This is a genomic window from Nocardia macrotermitis, assembly GCF_009604405.1.
GTDB lineage: Bacteria > Actinomycetota > Actinomycetes > Mycobacteriales > Mycobacteriaceae > Nocardia > Nocardia macrotermitis.
In genome coordinates, this window is the sequence record NZ_WEGK01000002.1 from 1 (window position 1) to 20,978 (window position 20,978).

The 20,978-nt window shown below is 67.1% G+C and carries 19 protein-coding genes, 1 tRNA gene and 1 pseudogene; 13 read left to right on the forward strand and 8 right to left on the reverse strand.

The window, feature by feature from the left end:
• Positions 1–125, reverse strand: a 125-nt coding sequence (locus NRB20_RS39755) for a WXG100-like domain-containing protein (protein WP_454786536.1), incomplete at its 3' end; no start/stop codon positions are given.
• 368 nt (positions 126–493) lie between these two features.
• Between NRB20_RS39755 and NRB20_RS03925 the strand changes: the two genes are divergently transcribed.
• Together NRB20_RS03925 and NRB20_RS03930 are read left to right on the forward strand one after the other, a co-directional pair.
• Positions 494–1,645 (forward strand): tetratricopeptide repeat protein, encoded by a 1,152-nt coding sequence (locus tag NRB20_RS03925; RefSeq protein WP_194289722.1) that lies wholly within the window; start codon positions 494–496, stop codon positions 1,643–1,645.
• A gap of 27 nt (positions 1,646–1,672) precedes the next feature.
• On the forward strand, positions 1,673–1,993 hold the full coding sequence (locus tag NRB20_RS03930; RefSeq protein WP_153407883.1) for a hypothetical protein: 321 nt from the start codon (positions 1,673–1,675) through the stop codon (positions 1,991–1,993).
• A 483-nt stretch (positions 1,994–2,476) separates the two neighbouring features.
• Here the strand turns inward: NRB20_RS03930 and NRB20_RS03935 are convergent, their stop codons facing one another.
• The 3 genes and pseudogenes from NRB20_RS03935 to NRB20_RS03945 form a co-directional block, all read right to left on the reverse strand.
• Complete coding sequence (locus NRB20_RS03935) at positions 2,477–3,148, reverse strand: GAP family protein (protein ID WP_153407884.1); 672 nt, start codon at positions 3,146–3,148, stop codon at positions 2,477–2,479.
• Between the two features lie 11 nt (positions 3,149–3,159).
• Entirely contained in the window at positions 3,160–4,914 is a 1,755-nt protein-coding gene (locus tag NRB20_RS03940) for a SulP family inorganic anion transporter (protein ID WP_319944443.1), read from the reverse strand.
• 9 nt (positions 4,915–4,923) lie between these two features.
• A pseudogene (locus NRB20_RS03945) lies at positions 4,924–6,818 on the reverse strand (alkyl/aryl-sulfatase).
• Positions 6,819–8,028: 1,210 nt separating this feature from the next.
• Here NRB20_RS03945 and NRB20_RS03950 point away from each other — a divergent pair.
• From NRB20_RS03950 to NRB20_RS03975, 6 genes are all read left to right on the forward strand, one after another.
• Positions 8,029–9,174 carry a DNA cytosine methyltransferase gene (locus NRB20_RS03950; protein ID WP_153408563.1) on the forward strand — a complete coding sequence of 382 codons (1,146 nt, stop codon included), beginning with the start codon at positions 8,029–8,031 and terminating at the stop codon, positions 9,172–9,174.
• A 2-nt stretch (positions 9,175–9,176) separates the two neighbouring features.
• Positions 9,177–9,590 (forward strand): very short patch repair endonuclease, encoded by a 414-nt coding sequence (locus NRB20_RS03955; RefSeq protein ID WP_153407885.1) that lies wholly within the window; start codon positions 9,177–9,179, stop codon positions 9,588–9,590.
• A 608-nt stretch (positions 9,591–10,198) separates the two neighbouring features.
• The gene (locus NRB20_RS03960) at positions 10,199–10,894 is read left to right on the forward strand and encodes a DUF998 domain-containing protein (RefSeq protein ID WP_227833209.1); all 696 of its coding nucleotides are present in this window, start codon (positions 10,199–10,201) and stop codon (positions 10,892–10,894) included.
• Positions 10,895–11,186: 292 nt separating this feature from the next.
• A complete protein-coding gene (locus NRB20_RS03965) occupies positions 11,187–13,019 on the forward strand; it encodes an ABC transporter ATP-binding protein (RefSeq protein ID WP_227833210.1) in 1,833 nt (610 codons plus the stop codon).
• Positions 13,020–13,446: 427 nt separating this feature from the next.
• The gene (locus NRB20_RS03970; protein ID WP_153408566.1) at positions 13,447–15,363 is read left to right on the forward strand and encodes an ABC transporter ATP-binding protein; all 1,917 of its coding nucleotides are present in this window, start codon (positions 13,447–13,449) and stop codon (positions 15,361–15,363) included.
• Positions 15,364–15,712: 349 nt separating this feature from the next.
• Complete coding sequence (locus NRB20_RS03975) at positions 15,713–16,288, forward strand: putative glycolipid-binding domain-containing protein (protein WP_153408568.1); 576 nt, start codon at positions 15,713–15,715, stop codon at positions 16,286–16,288.
• A gap of 292 nt (positions 16,289–16,580) precedes the next feature.
• On the opposite strand, the gene NRB20_RS03980 is transcribed toward NRB20_RS03975, so the two are convergent.
• The gene (locus NRB20_RS03980; RefSeq protein WP_319944444.1) at positions 16,581–17,531 is read right to left on the reverse strand and encodes a prephenate dehydrogenase; all 951 of its coding nucleotides are present in this window, start codon (positions 17,529–17,531) and stop codon (positions 16,581–16,583) included.
• A gap of 58 nt (positions 17,532–17,589) precedes the next feature.
• Between NRB20_RS03980 and NRB20_RS03985 the strand changes: the two genes are divergently transcribed.
• From NRB20_RS03985 to NRB20_RS03995, 3 genes are all read left to right on the forward strand, one after another.
• Entirely contained in the window at positions 17,590–18,129 is a 540-nt protein-coding gene (locus tag NRB20_RS03985) for a tRNA adenosine deaminase-associated protein (protein WP_153407888.1), read from the forward strand.
• Between the two features lie 17 nt (positions 18,130–18,146).
• On the forward strand, positions 18,147–18,599 hold the full coding sequence (locus NRB20_RS03990) for a nucleoside deaminase (protein WP_319944578.1): 453 nt from the start codon (positions 18,147–18,149) through the stop codon (positions 18,597–18,599).
• A gap of 66 nt (positions 18,600–18,665) precedes the next feature.
• Positions 18,666–18,753 (forward strand) — tRNA-Ser (locus tag NRB20_RS03995).
• A 101-nt stretch (positions 18,754–18,854) separates the two neighbouring features.
• Here the strand turns inward: NRB20_RS03995 and NRB20_RS04000 are convergent.
• Together NRB20_RS04000 and NRB20_RS04005 are read right to left on the reverse strand one after the other, a co-directional pair.
• Complete coding sequence (locus tag NRB20_RS04000) at positions 18,855–19,241, reverse strand: type II toxin-antitoxin system HicB family antitoxin (protein ID WP_153407890.1); 387 nt, start codon at positions 19,239–19,241, stop codon at positions 18,855–18,857.
• Entirely contained in the window at positions 19,238–19,429 is a 192-nt protein-coding gene (locus NRB20_RS04005) for a type II toxin-antitoxin system HicA family toxin (RefSeq protein ID WP_153407891.1), read from the reverse strand. Before NRB20_RS04005 ends, NRB20_RS04000 begins: the two co-directional genes overlap by 4 nt.
• 129 nt (positions 19,430–19,558) lie before the next feature.
• Here NRB20_RS04005 and NRB20_RS04010 point away from each other — a divergent pair, with 129 nt between their 5' ends.
• Positions 19,559–20,314 carry a helix-turn-helix domain-containing protein gene (locus NRB20_RS04010; protein WP_153407892.1) on the forward strand — a complete coding sequence of 252 codons (756 nt, stop codon included), beginning with the start codon at positions 19,559–19,561 and terminating at the stop codon, positions 20,312–20,314.
• A gap of 18 nt (positions 20,315–20,332) precedes the next feature.
• On the forward strand, positions 20,333–20,605 hold the full coding sequence (locus tag NRB20_RS04015; protein ID WP_153407893.1) for a helix-turn-helix domain-containing protein: 273 nt from the start codon (positions 20,333–20,335) through the stop codon (positions 20,603–20,605).
• A 150-nt stretch (positions 20,606–20,755) separates the two neighbouring features.
• On the opposite strand, the gene NRB20_RS04020 is transcribed toward NRB20_RS04015, so the two are convergent.
• Positions 20,756–20,953 (reverse strand): DUF6374 family protein, encoded by a 198-nt coding sequence (locus NRB20_RS04020; protein WP_153407894.1) that lies wholly within the window; start codon positions 20,951–20,953, stop codon positions 20,756–20,758.
• Between the last annotated feature and the right edge of the window lie 25 nt (positions 20,954–20,978).

Below are 20,978 nucleotides of genomic sequence, written 5' to 3' on the forward strand. Positions count from 1 at the left end.
GTCTGCTTCGACGCCCCCGACCACGAATCACCCAGAGCGAAGACCTTGTCCTCGTCCCCCTTAGGCCACTCCGCACCCGCCAGATACGACACCCAATTGAGCCCCTCGGGAAATTCGATACTCACCGCAACTCACACCCGCACGGCAACTCGCACCCGCACGGCAACTCGCGCATCCGGTCCCGCCACGACGCGGCAGCGGTCACCAAAACCGTTGGGCGTCATGGTCCTCCATGGAAGATCAACACAGATGCAGGTGCTACTGATGGGGCAGGTTCATGTGATGGCCACTCGGTGGCCATCGATTATTGGGTCTGTTGGAGCAAGGTTCATACGATAGCCATTCGAAAGTCATCGATGACTGTGCATTATCACCAGGTCATCGTGTAGGGGGCCGTCTTCGTTCGGCGGGCGCGCAACCCTCTTGCTATGTACCATCATTCAGTGTTACATAACACTAACTGATGGCACGGTTGCAGTGCGAGAGGACCGTCATGGTCGCCGTTCACCTCCCGGCAGAGTCCGGACCCGCTGAATTCGAATACGCCGGTCTGCGTGGAAACCCCGTTGCCCGGGAACCTCTTCCTGGTGCGCATGTCAGCGAATTCACCTCTCCCCGTGGCGAATTCGGCATCGGCATGGCGGTGGCCGAACTCGACGGCATGATCGACGGCAAGCCGCACGAGCCGAGTCTGGACGTGCGGCGCATCATCGCGACCCTGCCCGCCCCGCGTGTATGCGGTGAAGATCCCGGTTGCGCGTTGCTGGCGAATCTGCCGCACACCCAGCCGCGTAGCACCTTGGAGCTGTTGCGGCGCATCGGTATTCGCTCTCGAGCGGGTACCAGTCGCTTCGAGGTCGAGGCGTCGCTCCAGGCGATTCGCGCGCTGCTCGAACTTGGCCACGAGGAAATGGCCGAAGGTATGCTCGACGCCCTGCGGAGCAGCTGTGTCGGTGATTGGCGCATTGCCTGGTTCACCGGCGTCGCGGCGTTGGTGCGGGGCGACCATCGGCGCGCGTACCGGCAGTTCGACATCGTCCGGGTGATGCTGCCGGACGAGCCGACGCCGAATCTGGCCATGGCGGTCACCGCCGAACTGCTGCTGCTCGCGGCCGCAACGCGCGCCGAAGCCGCGGACTGGCGACACGCGGCGATCGGCCACTACCGGGTGACATGGCGTTCGAATCACGAAATGATAAGCGCTGCTTTCGGACTCGCGCGGATACTGACCGCCGACGGGGATGTCCGCGCGGCGGTCGCGGTGCTGGACGAACTCCCCGCTGGATCCCCGCACCGGGACACTGCCGGACTGACCGGATGCCTGCTGCACATCGGTGGCCCTGTCACCGAACTCACCGAGACCGATCTGCGGATCGCCGCGGGCAGGCTGGCGAATCTGTCCGGCGCCCGACGCTATCTGCCGACCCGGCTGATCCTGCTGTGGACCACGCTGGTGTGGCTCGAATCCGGTGGCCGCCTGCGTAATCCGGAGTCGTCGATCTTCGGTACCCCCAACACCGAGACCGGACTGCGTCGCGGTATCGAGTCCGGCCTGCGCGAGTTGGCCCGCACGACCCCCGACCCCGACCACCGCATCCGACTCGTAGACCTGGCCAACCAAGTACGGCCGCGAACCTGGTTCTGATCCCCAGCGCCCGAGAGGAATTCGATCATGGACACCTGGACCCCCTTATCGGTGACGCTGATCGCCTGCGCCACAGCGGGTTTCGTAATAGCCGCCCTACTGCCCCTGCTACCGGTATGGCGCCTGGCGAACCCCGCCCACCGAACCCCCTGCCTCCGAGGCGCGGAAATCCGCCGCCCGAACCGCTCCTGCTCCACCCCCGAACACCCCCTGACGATCCCCGAGGCCCACCTCGCCATGCAACTGCACCGCGAACACTCCTGCGCCCGCAAGCGATCCGCCTTCGAAACCCTCATCGCCGCAGGACATATCCGACCGGACTCGTCACGTCACATCGACCGTTCGTGAGTGGTCCGGTCCCGTCAGGACGAGCCGGATCCACTGTGGCGGGCCATGATTATGTGGCGAACCGAATTTCTGCACTATACTGATGTGGTCACGTGAGTGATTGCTGGGTGGAGGGATGCCGTTGCTGCGGCACCCCTCCGGGTGGGGCTAGCTAGCCCGCCGGATTATCCAGCGGACCAGAACGAGTGCCCCGGCGATTACGGTGCCCCCTGCGAACAGGATGCCGTAATCGACCGGGGCGCTGCTCTTCGCCCGGCGATGTTTCGCCATTCCCCACCACCTCCTTCCTGGGCGCGGTGTGTGGACCAAGTCCACCGCCCCTCGGCTGGAGGTATCACCACCTTACGTCATTGTTTGATCGGGATATGTTGGGGAACAAGGCAATTCGGTTCAATGTGTACGTCTGCAAAGTGGAACTGTTCCACAGTCACTGGCGTCCACTCGGGGAGTGGATGAATACAGCCGGGACGCCGGGGATTCGGGTCAGCCGGTGAGGGCGGCGATGGCGTCGCCGATGGATTTGGTGCCCAGGATGGTGAGCAATACGGCCATGATGGTGGCATTGTGCCGGGTTGCCCAGTCTTTCCAGCTGGTCAGGGCGGCGGTGGCGCGTTGTCCGGCGAGCAGGCGGACGGCCAGGGGGACGGTGACGCACAGGGACGCGACGAGCAGGAAGACGACGCTCGCGATGACGCGGGCGCCGTGGCCGGGGGTCACCGAGCTGATGGTGACGGCCGCGGCGGCCAGCTGCGTCAGATTCTTGGGGTTGACCATTGCCAAAGTTGTTGCGAGGGCGATGATTCCGAGAGTCGCATGATCACGTTCCGATGATCTTTCGGGTGGGGCGGGTTCGGGGTGCAGGGCGCGGCGGGCCTGCTGCGCGGCGATCGCCAGGGCGGCCAGGCCGATGACCAGCTTGGCCCACCCCACCCAGGTCGCGGGCCGATCGTGATGGTTGGCTCCCACCAGTCCGCCGACGACGACCAGGACCGCGACCACCGCGGCGAGCGCGACGATCCAGGTGATCGCGAAGGTGACGGCGTTGGCGACGGCCCGGGGCGTGGTGAGCAGCGCGATGATCGCGACGAGTGCGAGCGGACTGATCGCGACGCCGACGCCGTGGCTGAGCACCTGTCCGATCGAGGATCCGAGCATCGTTGTGCCCCTTACTGTTCGGTGTCACCACGGGTGCGAATCCACTCCTGGGCATCGGCGACCGCCCGCTCCACGGCCCCGAAGACGTGATCGTCGGCCGGAACGACGCCACCCGCACCGAGCTGATCGCTTACACCGGTCCGGTCGAGCACATGTGCCATCCCGGGCCGCACCCCCGCGAGGATCAACCGCCCACCGGCGTTCTCCAATCGCGTTGCGTACCTCCGGAATTGCTTGATCAGCGCCGAGGACGGCACCTCCGGCACCGCGCGCATCACCAGTACGAGCACCGCATCGCGCGCCTGCGAAACGTCCGGCAGTTTGCTTTCCAATCGTGATAATTCCGCGAAAAAGCTTGCGCCACCGTACTGTACGACGGTCACCCGTCCCGGCGGCAGCGCGGCGGGCACCTCCTCGGTACGCCAGCGGCCATCGGAATCCATTACGAGAGTGAGCAATTCGCTCTGCCGGGAGATCTGCACGCAGTACAGCAGCAGCGACAGCATCGCACCCAGCACGATCGCCTGCTGCAACGGCAGCTGGGTGGTTGCCGCGAACGTCACCACCATCGCCAGCGCCGAGAGCCGAGATGTGCGCAGTACCAACATGATATCGCCGACCTTGCCCACGATCAGCTCCGCGCCGACCACCATGATCAGCCCGCCGATCACCGGCATCGGAATGTGCTCAGCCAGCGATCCGCACACCAGCACCACGATTGCGAGGAACATCCCGGAGATCACCCCGGCCCAGCGCGTGCGCGCGCCGACCCCGGCCGCGACCCCGGTCCGGGACAGCGATCCGCCCGAGGGCAGCGCGGCGAAGAATCCGCCACCGAGATTGGCCAGACCCTGAGCGGCGAAGTCGCCGTTGACATTCGAGCGACTTCCGTCCGGATTCGGCATGGACGGCGACACCCCCGCCGCCTGCGCCAGCGCCACCAGCGCGACGGCGAGCGCACCGCCGAACAGATGCGGCATCGCACTCCACGCCGGTGCCGAAAACGGCGGCAGCCCAGCGGGAATGCGCGCGATATCGCCGACGGTCTCCACATCCACCCCGAAGATCGCGACGCCGACACTCACCACGATCATCGACACCAGCAACGCCAACTCCGCCAGCGGCCGCACCAGCCGGGCCGCGGCCCACACCGCGATCGTCGCCAGCGCCACCAGCGTCGCGGCGCTCTGCCAGTGCCCGATGCCCACGATCCAGTTCCACACCTGCAACAACTTGTTGTGACCGGGTGGTTTGTAGGCGGTGGCATCCTCGAGCACCCCGGTGATGATGGACAGCGCGATCCCCGTGGAGAACCCGGTCATCACCGCGTTGGACACGAAACTCATCACCACGCCCAGCCGCAGCCCGGCCATCAACGCCATGATCACGCCGACCAGCAGAGTCAGCGCGGCGACATTGCCCGCGGCGTGCGGATCCAGGCCCGCATCGCTCAGCACGGCCTGACTGGTCAACGCGATCGCGCTGGTCAGAGTGGTGACCATCAGAACGGTCGGCGCGGCGAGCGACCCCAGGATCGGCGGCACGATCCCTGCATACAGGCCCGCGACGGGGTTGAAGCCGCCGATCGACGCGTACGCCATTCCCTCGGGAATGCTGAACAATCCCGTCGCCATCCCCGCGCTCACATCGCGTGGCGAGGGCCTGCCCAGTTTCGCCGTCAGCCGCCGCACCGCCCCCACCCGCGAGGAGCCGGGTGAGGGCGAATCAGGTTGTGCGGCAGGTGATGTCGCGTTCTCGTCGGACACGGAGTCCGCCTACGGAGTGACGATCGCGAAGTCCGGATTCGGCTTGTCCAGTACGGCCGTCAGCTGTGCCAGCCGGCCCGGATCACCGGACACCTCGATCTCACCCGACGCGATGGCCGCACCCAGATCCTGCCCACCGGCGAGGACGGCGATGAGCGTCGGCCGGGTCAGGGTGAACGTCGCGTCCGGCGCGGGCCCGGTGAAGTTCGGCGGGATCGGGTAGTGCACGAGCACGCCGTTGTTCAATTCCATTCGGTAGGTGGTGTTTTCGTCGGTGATGACCCAGTCGTCCACCAGGTGTAAATCCCAGGCCGCGGGACCGTTCACGAGAAACGCTGCGGCATCGAAGATTTGATCCACCGACAGCGCGGCCAGCAGCGTCGGCGAGGAGGCCACGGTCGGGGTGCCGACATTGCCGTTGCGTAGTTCGTAGGCCGCCATCAGATAGAAGTTGCGCCACGTGCCGTTCTCGCAGCCGTAGCCGATCTGCTCGAATGCGTTGGCCTGCAAGGCTTTCGCCTCTTCGTTGTGCGGTTCGGCGAAGATCACGTAGTTGACCAGCTGCACCACCCAGCGGTAATCGCCCGCCTCGTACGCCCGGCGCGCGGTGTCCAGCGCCGCCTGCGCACCGCCCATCGCGGCGACGTGCCGCAGGGCCGACTCGACCGGCGGATGCTCCCACAGATGTGCCGGGTTGCCGTCGAACCAGCCCATGTATCGCTGGTAGATCGCCTTGACGTCATGGCTCACCGAACCGTAGTAGCCATGTGTATGCCAGGTCCGCTCGAGCGCGGGCGGCATCTGGATCATCTCGGCGATCTCGATGCCGGTGTAGCCCTGGTTGAGCAGCCGCAGCGTCTGGTCGTGCAGGTAGCCGTAGGTGTCGCGTTGCAGCGACAGCCAGGCGGTGACCTCCTCGGTGCCCCAGGTCGGCCAGTGGTGCGAGGCGAACGCGACATCGGTCCGGTCGGCGAACAGGGTGATGGTCTCGGTCAGATACTGCGACCAGACGTGTGCGTCGCGCACCACCGCGCCGCGCAAGGTCAGGATGTTGTGCAGGGTGTGCGTCGCGTTCTCGGCCATGCACAGCGCGCGGTGGGCGGGGAAGTAGAAGTTCATCTCCGAGGGGGCCTCGGTGCCCGGCGTCAGCTGGAAGATGATCCGCACCCCGTCGATCACCTCCTCCTGGCCGGTTTCGGTGATGTCCTTCGTCGGCGGGATGAGGGTGACGGTGCCGGTCGAGGTCGTCATGCCCAGACCCGCGCTGACCTGCCCGTGTGGGCTGCGGGGCAGCGCCGCGCCGTACATGTAGGCCGCGCGGCGGCCCATCGCGGTGCCCGCGTACACGTTCTCCGCGACGGCGTGCTCGACGAATCCGGCGGGCGCGAGCACCGGGACCCGGCCCGCGTCGACGTCCGCGGTGGTCGTCACGCCCATGACGCCGCCGAAGTGGTCGACGTGCGAATGGGTGTAGATCACGCCGGTGACCGGCCGTTCGCCACGATGTTGCCGATACAGTGCCAGCCCGGCCGCGGCGGTCTCGGTGGAGATCAGCGGATCGATCACGATCACGCCGGTATCGCCCTCGACCAGGGTCATGTTCGACAGATCCAGCCCCGGATCTGATAGATGCCCGGGGTCACCTCGTACAGCCCCTGCTTGATCATCAGCTGCGCCTGCCGCCACAGCCCCGGATGCACCGAGTTGGGGCACGTGCCCTGGATATAAGAGTAGGAATCGTTGTCCCACACCACTTTTCCGTCGGCGCCGGTGACCACGCCCGGTTTCAGCTCGATGAGGAAACCGCGATCGGCGTCGGCGAAATCGGTGGTGTCGGACAGCGGCAGCGACTCCGCCGCCCGCCGCATACTCTCGGCGGTGTGACCGCTGGGATCGGCCGACATCGATGTGTCTTCGTTACCCATATCGCTCCTGTCGTTCCGAGAGAGTACCGGCCGCGCCGGATACGGATCGACGGCCGGAAATGCGCAATCGCGATGTGAATACGACTGTCCTGCACGATATTTGACCGAAGCTATACCAAATGATACCAATCGGTACCAGCACGGTAAATGCTGCCATCATTCCCCGATCACACCGATAACAATCGCGCGACTATCTCGCGCCCCGAATCCCACCCCGCAGCCGCCGAGACCGCCCGGCCCCCGACCCGAAATGCGGTCGCACGGTTCACTGTCCGTCCGCGAGCGGTTGCAGTACACTGACCCGGTCACGTGAGTGATGCTGGCGGAGGGATGCCGCTGCTACGACACCCCTCCAGGTGAGGCTAGCTAGCCCGCCGGATTATCCAGCGGACCAGAACGAGTGCCCCGGCGATCACGGTGCTGCCTGCAAGCAACATGCCGTAATCGACCGGGGCGCTGCTCTTCGCCCGGCGATGTTTCGCCATTCCCCACCACCTCCTTCCTGGGCGCGGTGTGTGGACCGTGTCCACCGCCCCTCGGCTGGAGGTGCCATCACTATAGGTGATCGCGATTCTGTTTAAACATGTTGGTGGACACTGGAATTCGCCAGTTTGGAATGTCGCGCGCTGGACCGGCGTCGGTCTCGGAAAGTGGACGGTTCGCTGTCCGACGGCCTGCGCTTGCAGTACACTCGGGGAGTCGCGACAGCGATGCTGGCGGTGGAGCGCCGTGGTTGGACGGCGCCCCTCCTGATGGGTTACCTAGTCCACAACCAGCGGACCAGTGCGAGCGCCCCGGCGATCACGGCAGTTGCTACCAACACCATGCCGTAATCGACCGGGGCATTGCTCTTCGCCCGGCGATGTTTCGCCATTCCCCATCACCTCCTTCCTGGGCGCGGTGTGTGGACCGTGTCCACCGCCCCTCGGCTGGAGGTGCCATCACTATAGGTGATCGTAATTTTGGGTAAATCTGTTGGGGAGCAATGGAATTCGGTATTTTGGAATGTCTCGAGGTGGACTGGTGTCGATCTCGAAGGGCGGGATGGGTCGTGCCCTTCGGCTCTCGGGAAGACCGTCGGGGACGAGTTGCTCGCGGGTCGCCGGATCGGACTCGAGTAATCTGCTCATCCGGGTGCCTCGATGCCGATCGGGGTCACGGCGAAAGGGCAGGCGTGGCGGGCGCGAGGATGGTGGGGCTGTTCGCCGGGATCGGCGGACTCGAGCTCGGCCTCGCCGCGCACGGGTGGAACACCGAATTACTGTGCGAGATCGATGCGGGGGCGCGGGCCGTGCTCTCGGCGCGTTTCCCGGACGTCGAGGTGCATCAGGACGTCACCCGGCTGCGCGCGTTACCGGCCGGGACCGAGCTGGTGGCCGCCGGATTCCCGTGCCAGGACCTCTCGCAGGCGGGGCGGACGGCCGGAATCACCGGTGCGCGTTCGGGTTTGGTGGACGAGGTGTTCCGGCTGGTGCGGCGGCGTCGCGGTCCGCGCTGGCTGCTGATCGAGAACGTGCCGTTCATGCTGCAACTCGGTCGCGGCCAGGCGATGCGGCACATCACCGCCGCGCTCGAGAATCTCGGCTACATGTGGGCGTACCGGGTCGTGGACGCGCGGGCGTTCGGGCTGCCGCAGCGGCGGTTACGGGTGCTGATGTTGGCCTCCCGCACCGAGGACCCGCGGCCGGTGCTGTTCGGGACCGACGCCGGACCGCGCGAGACCGGCGATCCGGCCCTGGACCCGTGCGGTTTCTACTGGACCGAGGGGGTGCGCGGGCTGGGGTGGGCGGTCAACGCGGTGCCGACGCTCAAGGGTGGTTCGGGTCTGGGGATCGCGAGTCCGCCCGCGGTGCGGCTGCCTTCGGGCGAGATCGTCACCCCGGGGATCGTCGATGCCGAACGCCTGCAAGGCTTTTCGCGGGACTGGACCGCACCCGCGCTGGCCGCGCCGGGCGTGCGGGCGGGACATCGCTGGAAACTGGTCGGCAATGCGGTGAGCGTGCGGATGGCGACCTGGGCCGCCGGGCGACTGGCCGACCCGTCGGGCGAGGAGATCCCCGGCGAACAGGACCCGTTGACCGGCCAGCGCTGGCCGACCGCGGCGTGGGGCCGGGCCGGGAAGGCGTACCGGGTGCCGGTCTCGACGTGGCCGATCCACGAACCGTACGAGGATCTGCGCTGGTTCCTCGAGGACGCCCAGCTGCTGTCCGCGCGCGCCACCGCCGGATTCCTGCGCCGGGCCGGGCGCGGGACGTTGCGTTTCCCGCCGGGTTTCCTGGCCGATATGCAGAATCACCTGCTGCGCATGGGCGGCTACCCGCAGGAAGCCGCCTGACGATGAGCGCGCGGCTCACCACCGACGCGGCGACCAGCGCCCGGATGTCCCGGCAACGCCGCGTCGGCACCAAGCCGGAGATCGCGTTGCGCCGGGAACTGCACCGCCGCGGCCGCCGCTATTTCGTGGACCGCGCCCCGCTGCCGGGTATGCGCCGTCGCGCGGACCTGGTGTTCCCACGCCACCGCGTCGCGGTCTACGTCGACGGCTGCTTCTGGCACCGCTGCCCCGAGCACGCCACCTCCCCGAAGAACAACGCCGAATGGTGGGCCGAGAAACTGGCCGGAAACGTCGCCCGCGACCGCGACACCGACGCCCGCCTCACCGCCGCGGGCTGGACCGTGATCCGCATCTGGGAACACGAGGACCCCGTCCGCGCCGCCGACCGGGTCCAGGCCGCGCTGACTTCTCAATAACGGTTACAGCCCACGCCATCAGCGATGATTGAGGAACAACCCGGTATCCGGCCGTCCAGTACGTATGCCTTGGATCGAGGAATCGAGGGCGATGACACCACACCGCCGAGCGCATCCGCCGCACCCGGGATCATCCACATCCAGGCAGGTCCACCCCGAACTCGACGTGCCGCTGCGACTATCGCCCGTGCCCGTGCCCGTGCCCGTGCCCGTGCCCGTGCCCATGGGCGTGCGTGTGCCTATGGGCATGCCTGTGTCCGTGCGTGTGCCTGCGTATGAGCATGTTCCCGTGCTGGCCCCGAACGTTGGGCGCAGCCCCGTGAATGTGCACCGGCTGGCGAGGCGGCCTTGAAGAGATATACGCCGTCCGAGGGCGACTACGCGGGGTCGACATCGTCGTCGGCGACGTCTGTATGTGGGCGGAACGGCTGGGGGCCACCGATGCGGGGGCCGGAGGTGGTCATGTCGTTCGATCCGATCCGCGGTCGGGGCGTGCGGCCGGTACCCGGCGGGCGACGGCGATGACGTCCGATGTGCCGGATACCCCGGCGGTTGGCGCGGATTCCCCACGGTGGTGGCGAAGCCGGTGGGTGCGGTGGGGTATCGCGATGGCGATTGCCGTTGCGGGCGTGTGTTATTCGTCGTGGGTGCTGGAGTTCGTGTTGCCGTTGAGGCTGAATCCGGTGCGGTCGTTTCTGAGCGAGTTGGATGCGCGTGGGCGCGCGGACGCGTGGGTGTTCACCGCGGGGGACACGATCACCGGGACGTTGACGCTGGTCGCGGGCGTGGCGGGCCTGGCGGCCTTCGCAAGGCGGCGGCTGTCGACGGTGGGCTGGGTGGCGCTGGCCTGTTTCGGCGCGTCGACGATCGCCGACGCGCAGTGGCCGCTGCGCACCTGCACACCGGATCCGTGCCCGCCCTCGCACGACGGACTGTTCCCGCAGCTCCATCAGATCCACGCGCTGACCAGCACGCTCGCGGTGACGTCGATCTTCGTGGCGATGATCGCGTTCAGTGCGGCGGCGTTCCGGTACCGGCGCTGGCCGATGCTGCGGCACAGCGGGCTGTGGATTCTGCTGCTGGGATCGGGGGTGACGCTGTGGATGCTGATCGCGGACAATCTGCCGGGAAACTACGCCCTCGGCATCGCCCAGCGGATTCAGGTCGGGTCGATGTCGCTGTGGTTGATCGCGCTGGCCGTGCAGATCTGGGTGGCCGAACGCACCGTCAGCGCCGCCGCACCCGCACCGCCACCAGCGAGCGGGGAGCCGAGGAGGCCAGGAACCCGGACGCGGCCATCGTGAGGAAGACGGCCACTATGGCGGTCACGGCCAGGACTTCAGCAATTGTGGTCATGACTTCACCCTGCCAGCCCAGCCTGTACGCGATCCGTGCGCTTTATTGGTAATTCCTGAGAATCCGCCGGATGGTCGAATCGTCCGGATCGCCCCATGAGTGTCCGCTCCGGCCGCACAGCCGGAAAATCGGTTGGCTCGCGCGCGGATGACTGGCAGCCTGGAATGTCGCGCCCGGAGCGTGCGGCCACGCCCCTGGATGTGGGCGCGCGAGCAATCCGCCGATGAGGAAGGGGGAACCTTGTCCGTTTCCGTATCGGAGAACTCGGCTCGTCAGGCTGATGATCCATCCGAAACTGTTGTCCCGCACGATGATTCGGCGAAGGGTTCGCTGCGTCGGCTGTGGCCGGAGATCCGCTGGTATCAGCGCGCGATGTACATCGGGGCGGGGCTTTCCGCGCTGGGCATGCTGAGCGACATCCTGTTACCGGTGCTGACCGGGCGGATCGTGGACGGCCCGGTCGCGCATCGCGACTTCGGCGCGATCTTCGCACCGCTGCTGCTGGTCGTGGTGCTGGCCGCGGTGAGCACCGTGACGTCCTGGATCCGGCGCTGGATGGTGGCGCGCCCGGCCAGCCGCCTCGAACTGGATCTGCGCGCGAATCTGTTCGGACGCTTGCAGATACTGTCGGTGGGCGTGCACGACGGGATGGAATCGGGTCAGCTGACCTCCCGCGCGATCACCGACATGTCAACGCTGCGAAGGTTTTTCGCGGCCGTGGCGCCGTCGCTGCTGTCGCTGGGCGCGACGCTGTGGATCGGGATCGGCCTGCTGTTCGTGTTCAGTTGGCAGATCGGGCTGGTGGAACTGCTGATCGAGGTTCCGCTGGTGATCCTGGCGCTGCGGTTCGAGCGCGGCTACGGCCTGGCCTCGCGACGGGCGCAGGACAAATCCGGTGATCTGGCGACCATCGTGGAGGAGTCGGCGCAGGGCATCCGGGTGCTCAAGGCGTTCGGGCGCGGGCCGTGGTTCGGCGCGCGGTTCCGGCGGCAGTCCCGCGAGCTGCGCACCCTGGAACTGGCCAAGGTGCGTCTGGCCGCGACGCTGTGGACGGCCCTGAACGTGTTGTCCGCCTTGGGAATCGCGGCCGCGCTGGCGATCGGCGGCTACCTGCTCGCCGAGCATGCCATCTCGCTGGGTGCGCTGATCGCGGGCATCACGCTGACGACCTATCTGCAATGGCCGATAATGGGATTCGGTTTCCTGCTGGCGGAATTGGAGCACGCCCGGACCGCGGCCGAGCGGTACTGGGAGGTGATCGACACCCCGGTCGAGATCACCGATCCCGCCGAACCTGTCGCCCGCCCCGCCGACCTGCGCGGCGAATTGTGTTTCGACAACGTGCGATTCCGCTTCCCCGATGCCGAACACGATCTGCTGCACCGGATTTCACTACGGTTACGGCCCGGCGAGACGCTCGCCGTGGTCGGTGCCACCGGCAGCGGCAAATCGGCTCTGCTGGGCCTGGTTCCGCGCCTGTTCGACGTGTCCGAGGGCGCGGTGACGATCGACGGTATCGATATCCGCGCGCTGCGGCTGGCGGATCTGCGGTCGATGGTGTCGGTGGCGTTCGAGGATCCGGTGCTGTTCTCGGCGAGCGTGTGGGAGAACATCACCCTCGGCCACCCCGACGCCACCGAATCGCAGGTCCGCGCGGCGCTCGAGGTGGCCTGCGCGGACGGTTTCGTGGACGCGCTGCCGTGGGGTCTGCGCACCCGCATCGGCGAGCAGGGGTTGAGCCTGTCCGGCGGTCAGCGGCAGCGTCTGGCGCTGGCCCGCGCGGTGCTGGCCCGGCAGCGGCATCCGGGCGGCCACGTCGTGGTGCTGGACGATCCGCTCTCGGCCCTGGACGTCACCACCGAGAAACAGGTCCAGGATCGCCTGCACACGGCCCTGTCCGGCGCCACGGTCCTGCTCGTCGCCCACCGCCCCTCCACCGCCGCCTGGGCCGACCGCGTCGCGGTCCTCGACGACGGCCGCATCATCGCCGACGGCCCGCACGAGGAACTCCTGACCACCTGCCCCCGCTACCGCGAGCTGATGGGTGGCGAGATCACCGCCCCCGCCCGCTGATCACCACCTCGTTCGACAGGAAGCAGAAATGTCGGAAGATTGTGACACCCAACAACATTCCCAACCCACCAGACCGAACCGGGCGCTGACGACGGAAACGATCCCGGAATCGTTGACCATCGCGACTGCTTCGCCTGAAACTTGTGCGGAGCTCGACTCTGCTACTGCCACAACAGGTTCGGAGTCCGACGATGCGCAAGTGCGGCCGGGCCGTGGTTCCGCCGCAGATACGGTGCAGGACATGCGGGAGGCCGGTTTCCCGTCCGCCGCAGTGGAACCGGTCGGCGACACTGCCTCCGCAGGCCCCGGCGGTGAGACCGCGATAGGCCGGGTCGGTCCGATTCCGCACACGGGGCCGCGGGGCACCGCGGCGGATCCGGTATTCGAAGCGCGGGAGTTCGATTCCGCTTCCGCCGTGATCGGCTCGATGAGCGGTCATTCCTCCGAAGTGCCCGGGGTGGAGGACTCTGTCGGTGCCGCAACGGATTCCGAATCCGCTGCCGACGAGGACGGCTGGCGCGGTGTGGCGGCGGAGGAGTCCGAGGCGACCGAGGAGGTGAATCTGGCGCTGGCGGCGCGGTCGCGGCGGTTGCTGTGGTCGCTGGTGCGGCCGTATCGGATGTGGGCGCTGGCCGCGCTGCTGCTGGTGGTCGTGGACAATGCGGCGATGGTCGCGGTGCCGCTGTTCGTCGCGCGCGGGCTCGATTCTGGTGTGCGTAATGCGTTGGCGGGCAATTGGATTCCGCTGGCCGTCGCGGTCGGCGGGGTGACCGGCTGCGCACTGCTGGGCGGCCTGACGACGTTCACCTTCGTGCGGATCTCCGGCCGGCTGAGCCAGAACGTGCTGTTCGATCTGCGGATGCGGGTGTTCGAACACGTGCAGCGGCTGTCGATCGCGTTCCACGAGAACTACACCTCCGGCAAGATCGTCGCCCGGCTGACCAGCGATCTGGAGTCGGTGGAGGATCTGCTCGACCGCGCGCTCAACGACGCGCTCAGCGCGGTGCTCTCGGTGGCGACCATCGCGGTCGTGTTGATCTGGCTGGACATTCCGCTGGCACTGGTGGTGCTGGCCGGATTCGTGCCGCTGGTGTACGTCACCCGGTGGGCGCAGCGGCATCAGCGTGCCGGATACCGCCGCACCCGGGGCGCGATCGCCAAGGTGGTGGTGCATTTCGTGGAGGTGATGGCGGGAATCCGTGCGGTGCAGGCATTTCGGCGGGAGGAGCGCAACGAAAGCCTGCTGGCGCAGGAGGATTCGGTGTACGGCGCGGCGAATACCAGTGCGCTGCGCGGTATGGCGACCTATATCGGCCTGGCCCGCCTGATCCAGAATCTCACCACCGTGGTGATCCTGGTATTCGGTGCGTGGCGAGTCATCCACGGCGACACCGGAATCGGCGTGCTCGCGGCCTTCCTGCTGTATCTGCGGCAGTTCTACGGACCGGTGGACGAATTGGCGCAGGTGTTCAATTCCTATCAGTCCGCGGCCGCGGCGCTCGAGCGCGTTTCCGGTGTGCTGGAGGAGGAACCGAGCGTGCCCGAACCCGCGCGACCGCACACCCTGGACCAGCCGCGTGGTGAATTGTGTTTCGAGAGCGTCGGTTTCGAATATCCGGCCCGCCGCACGCAGGCCGACGAAACCGAGGGCAAACCGATTCCGGTGCTGCCGACGTTCTCGCTGACCATTCCGGCCGGACAGATCGTCGCACTCGTCGGAGCCACCGGTGCCGGTAAGTCGACGCTGGCCAAACTCGTCGCGCGCTTCTACGACCCGTCGCGGGGCCGCGTGCTACTGGACGGTGTCGACCTGCGCGACCTGTCCGATGTGCGGCTGCGGCGCGCGGTGACGATGGTGACCCAGGAGTCGTATCTGTTCTCCGGTTCGGTGGCCGACAACATCCGGCTCGGCAAACCCGAGGCCACCGATGCGGAGGTGCACGCCGCCGCCCGCGCGGTCGGGTTCTACGACTTCGCGATGTCGCTGCCCGACGGCGTCGACACCGATGTGCGCAAACGCGGCGGACGCCTGTCGGCCGGACAACGCCAGCTGGTCGCCTTCGCCCGGGTCTTCCTGGCCGATCCGGCGGTGATCGTGCTGGACGAGGCCACCTCCAGCCTCGACATCCCCGGCGAACGTCAGGTGCAGCACGCCCTGGAAACGGTGTTGCGCGACCGGACGGCGGTGATCATCGCGCATCGACTGTCCACCGTCGCCATCGCCGACCGCGTACTGGTCCTGGCCGACGGCCGCGTCATCGAGGACGGCACCCCCGAGAACCTCATGACCGGCACCGGACACTTCGCCACCCTGCACACCGCGTGGCGCGAGTCCCTGGTCTGAACCCGCGTGGCGTGAGTCCCTGGTCTGAACCGCGTGGCGTGAGTCCCTGGTTCGGGTCGGGCTTGCGTGTATCCGGCTCCGTCCATAGTGCGATCGGTTGCGCGGTATTCGCGAGGCACACATGCGCTCGCGCAGGTCCCGTGCGTGGTTCGGTCGGTGGATCAGGGCCGCGGTCTGCTCCCGACACCTGCGAATGGCCCGCATACCGCCCCTGCGCCGCCCCGGCGATGCGATATCCCCCGCCCGCCGGGGTGGTAAGGCGCTCGAAGTCGCCTACGGTATAGGTGTGACGAATCCAGCCCAGGGCAATTCGCAGGCCGCCCCGGCGACGGGCCAGAACGCGGACGCGATGCCGACCGTATCCCGATGGCCCGCGGTTCTGACCTGGCGTGCGCACAACGGCTCCCGGATGGAGTCGGTGCGAGTCGTGGTGACCGGCAACCGGATTCGGGCCTCGGGCCGCATCACCGGCGGCGAATGCGCCGATCATCCGGCCTTCAGCGCCTCCTACGACCTGATCACCGACGAGAACGGCGCGACCAAACGCCTGTCCCTGCGCAGCACGGTCGCGGCCGGCGAGCGCCAGGCATCGATCGCCCGTGACCAGGAGAACTACTGGCTGATCGACACCGGCGGCAGCCATGTGCGCTCGACGTTCGCCGGCGCCCTGGACGTCGACGTGGTGCTCAGCCCGTTCTTCAACACCCTCCCGATCCGCCGCCACGCCCTGGCCCGCTCCACCGGCGACGTCGAGGTCCCGGTCGTCTACGTCCGCCTCCCCGACCTGCTGGTCCAGGAAGCCAGCCTGACCTACTCCGCAGGCTCCGACGGCATCCACGTCCTGTCCCCGGTCTCCAGCGCGACCCTGACCGTCGACCCGGACGGTTTCGTCCTCGACTACCCGGGCCTCGCCGAGCGGATCTGAGCCCGACAGGATCAGGTTCGGGCCGTGCGTAGCTCATCGACCCGGCCACGGGCGGTGCCGCCCCGGCCACGAGCGTCGGTCAGTGAGATGCCGACCGGGATCGCACACGATCGGTCTCGCACGATCGGTTCAGCAGTGCGGAGGTGAACCGATACCGGCTCGGTTGTCCAGCTCGCGCGAACAACCGTGCCTGCGACATCAGGTGGGCCGGTCGTTGTGGATCCGTGTCGGCGGGACGGACTCGTATCGCACCGATGGCTCGAGCGGTGAATCCTGGCCTGGCCGAGGTGTTTCAGTCCAGTGTGCGGATCACTCCGCCGCGCTGACCTGCCTCGTGCAGACGGTTCAGCCAATCCTGGTCCCCGGGCCGGACATCGGTGATCTCCCACCGCTCCAGGTCCTCGTGGCGGACGCGTGCGCTGTATCCGGCGTCGATCAGCTCACCGAGCGTGCCATCGGCGGCGAGGCTGTCGCGGGCGGCGGTGAGCAGGCGCAGGGTGTCGTCCAGGGCGTCGAGCAGGGCGGTGGCGTTGGGTTCGCAGATGGCGCGGACCAGATCGGCCGAGGTGGCGGCGACCCGGGTGCCGTCGCGGAACGATCCGGCGGCCAGTCCCAACGCCAGATCACCGCCACCGGCACCGGCGACGGCCAGCGCCTCGGCCAGCACATGCGGCAGATGCGAGATGCGCGCGACCGCCTGATCGTGTTCCGCCGCGAGCACCGGCACCACGTCCGCACCGCAGTCCAGCGCCAGTCGCGCGACCCGTGACCAGGTCTGCGCATGCGTGCCCGGATCCACCCCGACCGCCCACACCGCACCCCGGAACAGCCCGGAACTCGATGCGGCCCAACCGGATTCGGAGGTCCCGGCCATCGGATGCCCGCCCACGTACCGCGCGCCGAGCTCGTACCGCCGCACGGCTTCGGCGACGGGCGCCTTCACACTCACCACATCGGTCAGCGCACAGTCGGGCGCGAACAGTTTCACATCGGACAGGATCGAATCCAGGGCGGGCATCGGCACGCCGATCACGAGCAACGCATCCGCGGTCGCGGCGCGGCGCAATACGGTTTCGATATCGTCGGAGACGTCGAATCCGTCGGCCCGCGCGGCCTGTACGCCCGTGTGCGAGCGGTTGTAGGCCCACGCCTCGTATCCGGCCGCAACGGCCGCTCGCAGCACGGAACCGCCGATCAAACCGGTTCCCAACACACAGATCGCGGACTTCCGCTCGACGGTCACCGAACCAGATTCGCATACGACTTCAACATTTGAGCCGAAGCGGACTACCGTTGCGGCCATGGCAGCACAGCGCTCGAGCACGAACAGCGCGACGTCGGATGATTACGACGACGTGGAAGGGTTCGCAGTAGCGGTTGTCCGCGAAGAAAGCACCTGGAAATGCAGTCCGCTGAGTTCCGCGGCCCTGCATTCCCTGGCCGAGGCCGAGGACGAGTTGCGCGAGCTGCGCAGCACCGGCGCGGTATTCGGCCTGCTGGATATCGACGATGAGTTCTTCATCGTATTGCGGCCCGCACCCAATGGTTCTCGTCTACTCATTTCCGACGCCACCGCGGCGATCGACTACGACATCGCCGCCGACGTGCTCGAGGCCCTGAACGTCGAGATCCCGGACATCGATCCGGACGATCTGGACGACGTGGAGCCCTGGGAGGAAGGCGATCTCGGTGTCCTGTCCGATCTGGGCCTGCCCGAACCGGTGTTCAGCGTGATCCTCGCGGAGAGCGACCTGTACCCGGACGAGCAACTCGGCATGATCGCCCAGCGGCTCGGTTTCGCCAACGAGCTGTCCGCGGTGCTGGACAAGCTGCCGCGCTGAGGGTGTCGTCCCGCGACGTGCGCGCCGACGAGGAGTTGATCCGCGCGGCCCTGGCGGCCGCGCGCGACGCCGACCCCCGTGACGTCCCCGTCGGTGCGGTCGTCTTCGACGCCTCCGGCCGCGAACTGGCCCGCGCCGCCAACGCCCGCGAGGCCCGCGGCGACCCCACCGCCCACGCCGAGGTGCTGGCGTTGCGCGCGGCCGCCGCGGTCCTCGGCGACGGCTGGCGTCTCGAGGGCGCCACCCTGGCCGTCACCCTGGAACCCTGCACCATGTGCGCGGGCGCGCTCGTCCTGGCCCGCGTCCGCCGCCTGGTCTTCGGCGCCTGGGAACCGAAGACCGGCGCGGTCGGCTCCCTCTGGGACGTCGTCCGCGACCGCCGCCTCAACCACCGCCCCGAAGTCCGCGGCGGCGTCCTCGAATCCACCTGCGCCGCAACCCTCGACGAGTTCTTCCGCCACCAACGCTGACAACGACCGAACAGCGAAAACCCGCCGATTTCGGATTCGACGGTGTGTTCCGGTAAAGTCACCTGCGGTGGCGTGTCCGAGCGGCCTAAGGAGCACGCCTCGAAAGCGTGTGAGGGGTAACCCCCCTCCGAGGGTTCAAATCCCTCCGCCACCGCTCCGGCTCTCCGTCTGTCAACGCAGGCGGAGAGCCTTTTGCATGCGCCGCTGCGGATCTCTGGGTATCCAGTACGGGCTGCGGTATACGTGAGATTCGAGTTATCCGGCGCGGCGCGGTGCGAGCTGCGCCACCCGCTGGGGTGACAGACCCAGCAGTTGCGCGGTGTCGCGTTGAGTGAGTCCGCGTGCGGTGAGATCACGAGCTACGCGGGTGAGAGTCTCCTGCTCGGCGCGGGCAGCGGCTTCCTTCGCGGCTCTTGCGGTGGCGAGTTCATCCAGCAGTTTCTGAGCGCCGGTCACTCGCAGTTCGATGTCGATCTCGTCTTCGACAACGTCGAGTAGGAGTGCCACGACCTCGCGCGCCATAGCTTTCGCGTCGTCCAGATCGCGCCCCTGTGTGACACCGACCATGCCGGGCGGTAGACCATCGATTTCGACGGCCCACCAACGGCCGTCCCGGGTTGCTGTAGCAACGTAAGTGGTCATTGCTCTCCCACTTCCTTAATGATGCGCCGGGCAGTCGGTTCCGGGATATCGGCGTGGCGGCCGACAGGAAACTGGACACTACCGATCCGGTAGATGTCGTGGTTGCCACCCCGGCGAACCAAGTCGAGGGTGAGTCCTCGGCTGTTGGCGATATCGCGGAGGTCCCGCATCAGCTTGTTTCGCTTCATAGAATAACTCTATTCTGATTGGAGTTCAAATATCTAATCGAGATAGAGATTTTTCAGGCGCTGCAGGCGCTCCTGTGTCATTGCCGTCGGTAGGGCGACATTTCGGCGTCCAAAGGCTCCCGTGAGCCCATGACGACAGCAGCAGTGCCGAATACGGCCTTGCGCGCGGCCCGCAACGCGCGCCGCATGTCGCAGGACGACCTTGCTCGCGCCCTGCGCGATGCGGGATGCTCCAGCGCGACAAAACGACTCGTGCAGCGCTGGGAATCCGGCCGCACCACGAATCCGCGCCCGTCGCACGCTCGCGCTCTGGAGGAGGTCATGCGCCTGCCCATCGAAACTCTGGGATTCGGCGCGGTCAGCACCGGCCGGTCCCTCTCCGGCGGCAACTCCGGTCATGAAGTCGACTCGTCGATTGGCGCGGTGCCGGCCGAGCGTCATCCCGGTGACGCAACTCCGCAGGCTGCCGGGCCGTTCAGCGGGGTTTGGCTCTCGACGTACGAGTTCTACAGCTCCGGCCGCGACAAGACCTTCACCTCATCGCACTACGTCGTTTTGTTGCAGCACGGGGACCGGCTGACCGTGCGCAGCCTGCCGAACTCCGCGCCGAGCGTGATGCAGATGGATCTCACGGTCGACGGGCACATCGTGACGGGGACGTGGTCGGAGAACACCGCGCCCAAGGGCTACTACAAGGGCGCCAAGTATCACGGGGCGATCCAGATGCTGTCCGAGTTGACCCACACGCGACTCGCGGGCAAGTGGCTCGGATACGGCAAGAACTTCGAAATCAACAGCGGCCCTTGGGAGTTGGTACTTCAGGATCGATCCACCTCCAAGGCGACCATCGAGGTATTCGACCGTCCGCCACAGGTCGACCGATGAAGACCGGGGAGTGCACGTATGGATATGTACGAAAACGTCTGGGACGCAATCGAACCGCCTGACCAGGCCGAGCACATGAAGGCCCGAGCCAATGTCATGTTCGCTGTGACGGAACGGATTCGGGCTCTGGGGCTGAGTCCTGCCGATGCGGCCGAACGTCTCGGTGTGAAGCGCAGTCGCATCTACGAGCTGAATGCGGGCAAGATCAACCTGTTCAGCCTCGACAAGCTGATCGACTTCGCTGCCGAGTTGGGCATTCACGTGGAAGTGACGATCACCGCCGTAGCCTGAGAAGCGTTGCGGTGCAACCGTGTCCGCTGAATCACTGCACTCGATAGGCGTCGACGGACCGCACCTGGTGATCGGGCTGACTCGGTCGGCAGTACCCGCGCTGTGGCGACTCGATCGCGTGAGATGCGGCAATTCGGATGCGGCAGGGGCTCAGGCCGCGGAAGCCGGGCCGGTGTGTTCGTCGGGGTGGGTGGGTTCGGTGAGGATTTGTAGGCCGGCGGCGACCTTGCCGGACATGATGTTGAGTTGTTCGGGTGGGAGGGGGGTGTTGGTGGTGGCGGCTTGGGCCAGGTGGTCGCGGACCTGTTCCAGCCACAGGTGGGCGAGGTGATGGCGGTCGAGGGGCATGGGGATATGGTAGCCGGTTTCGAAC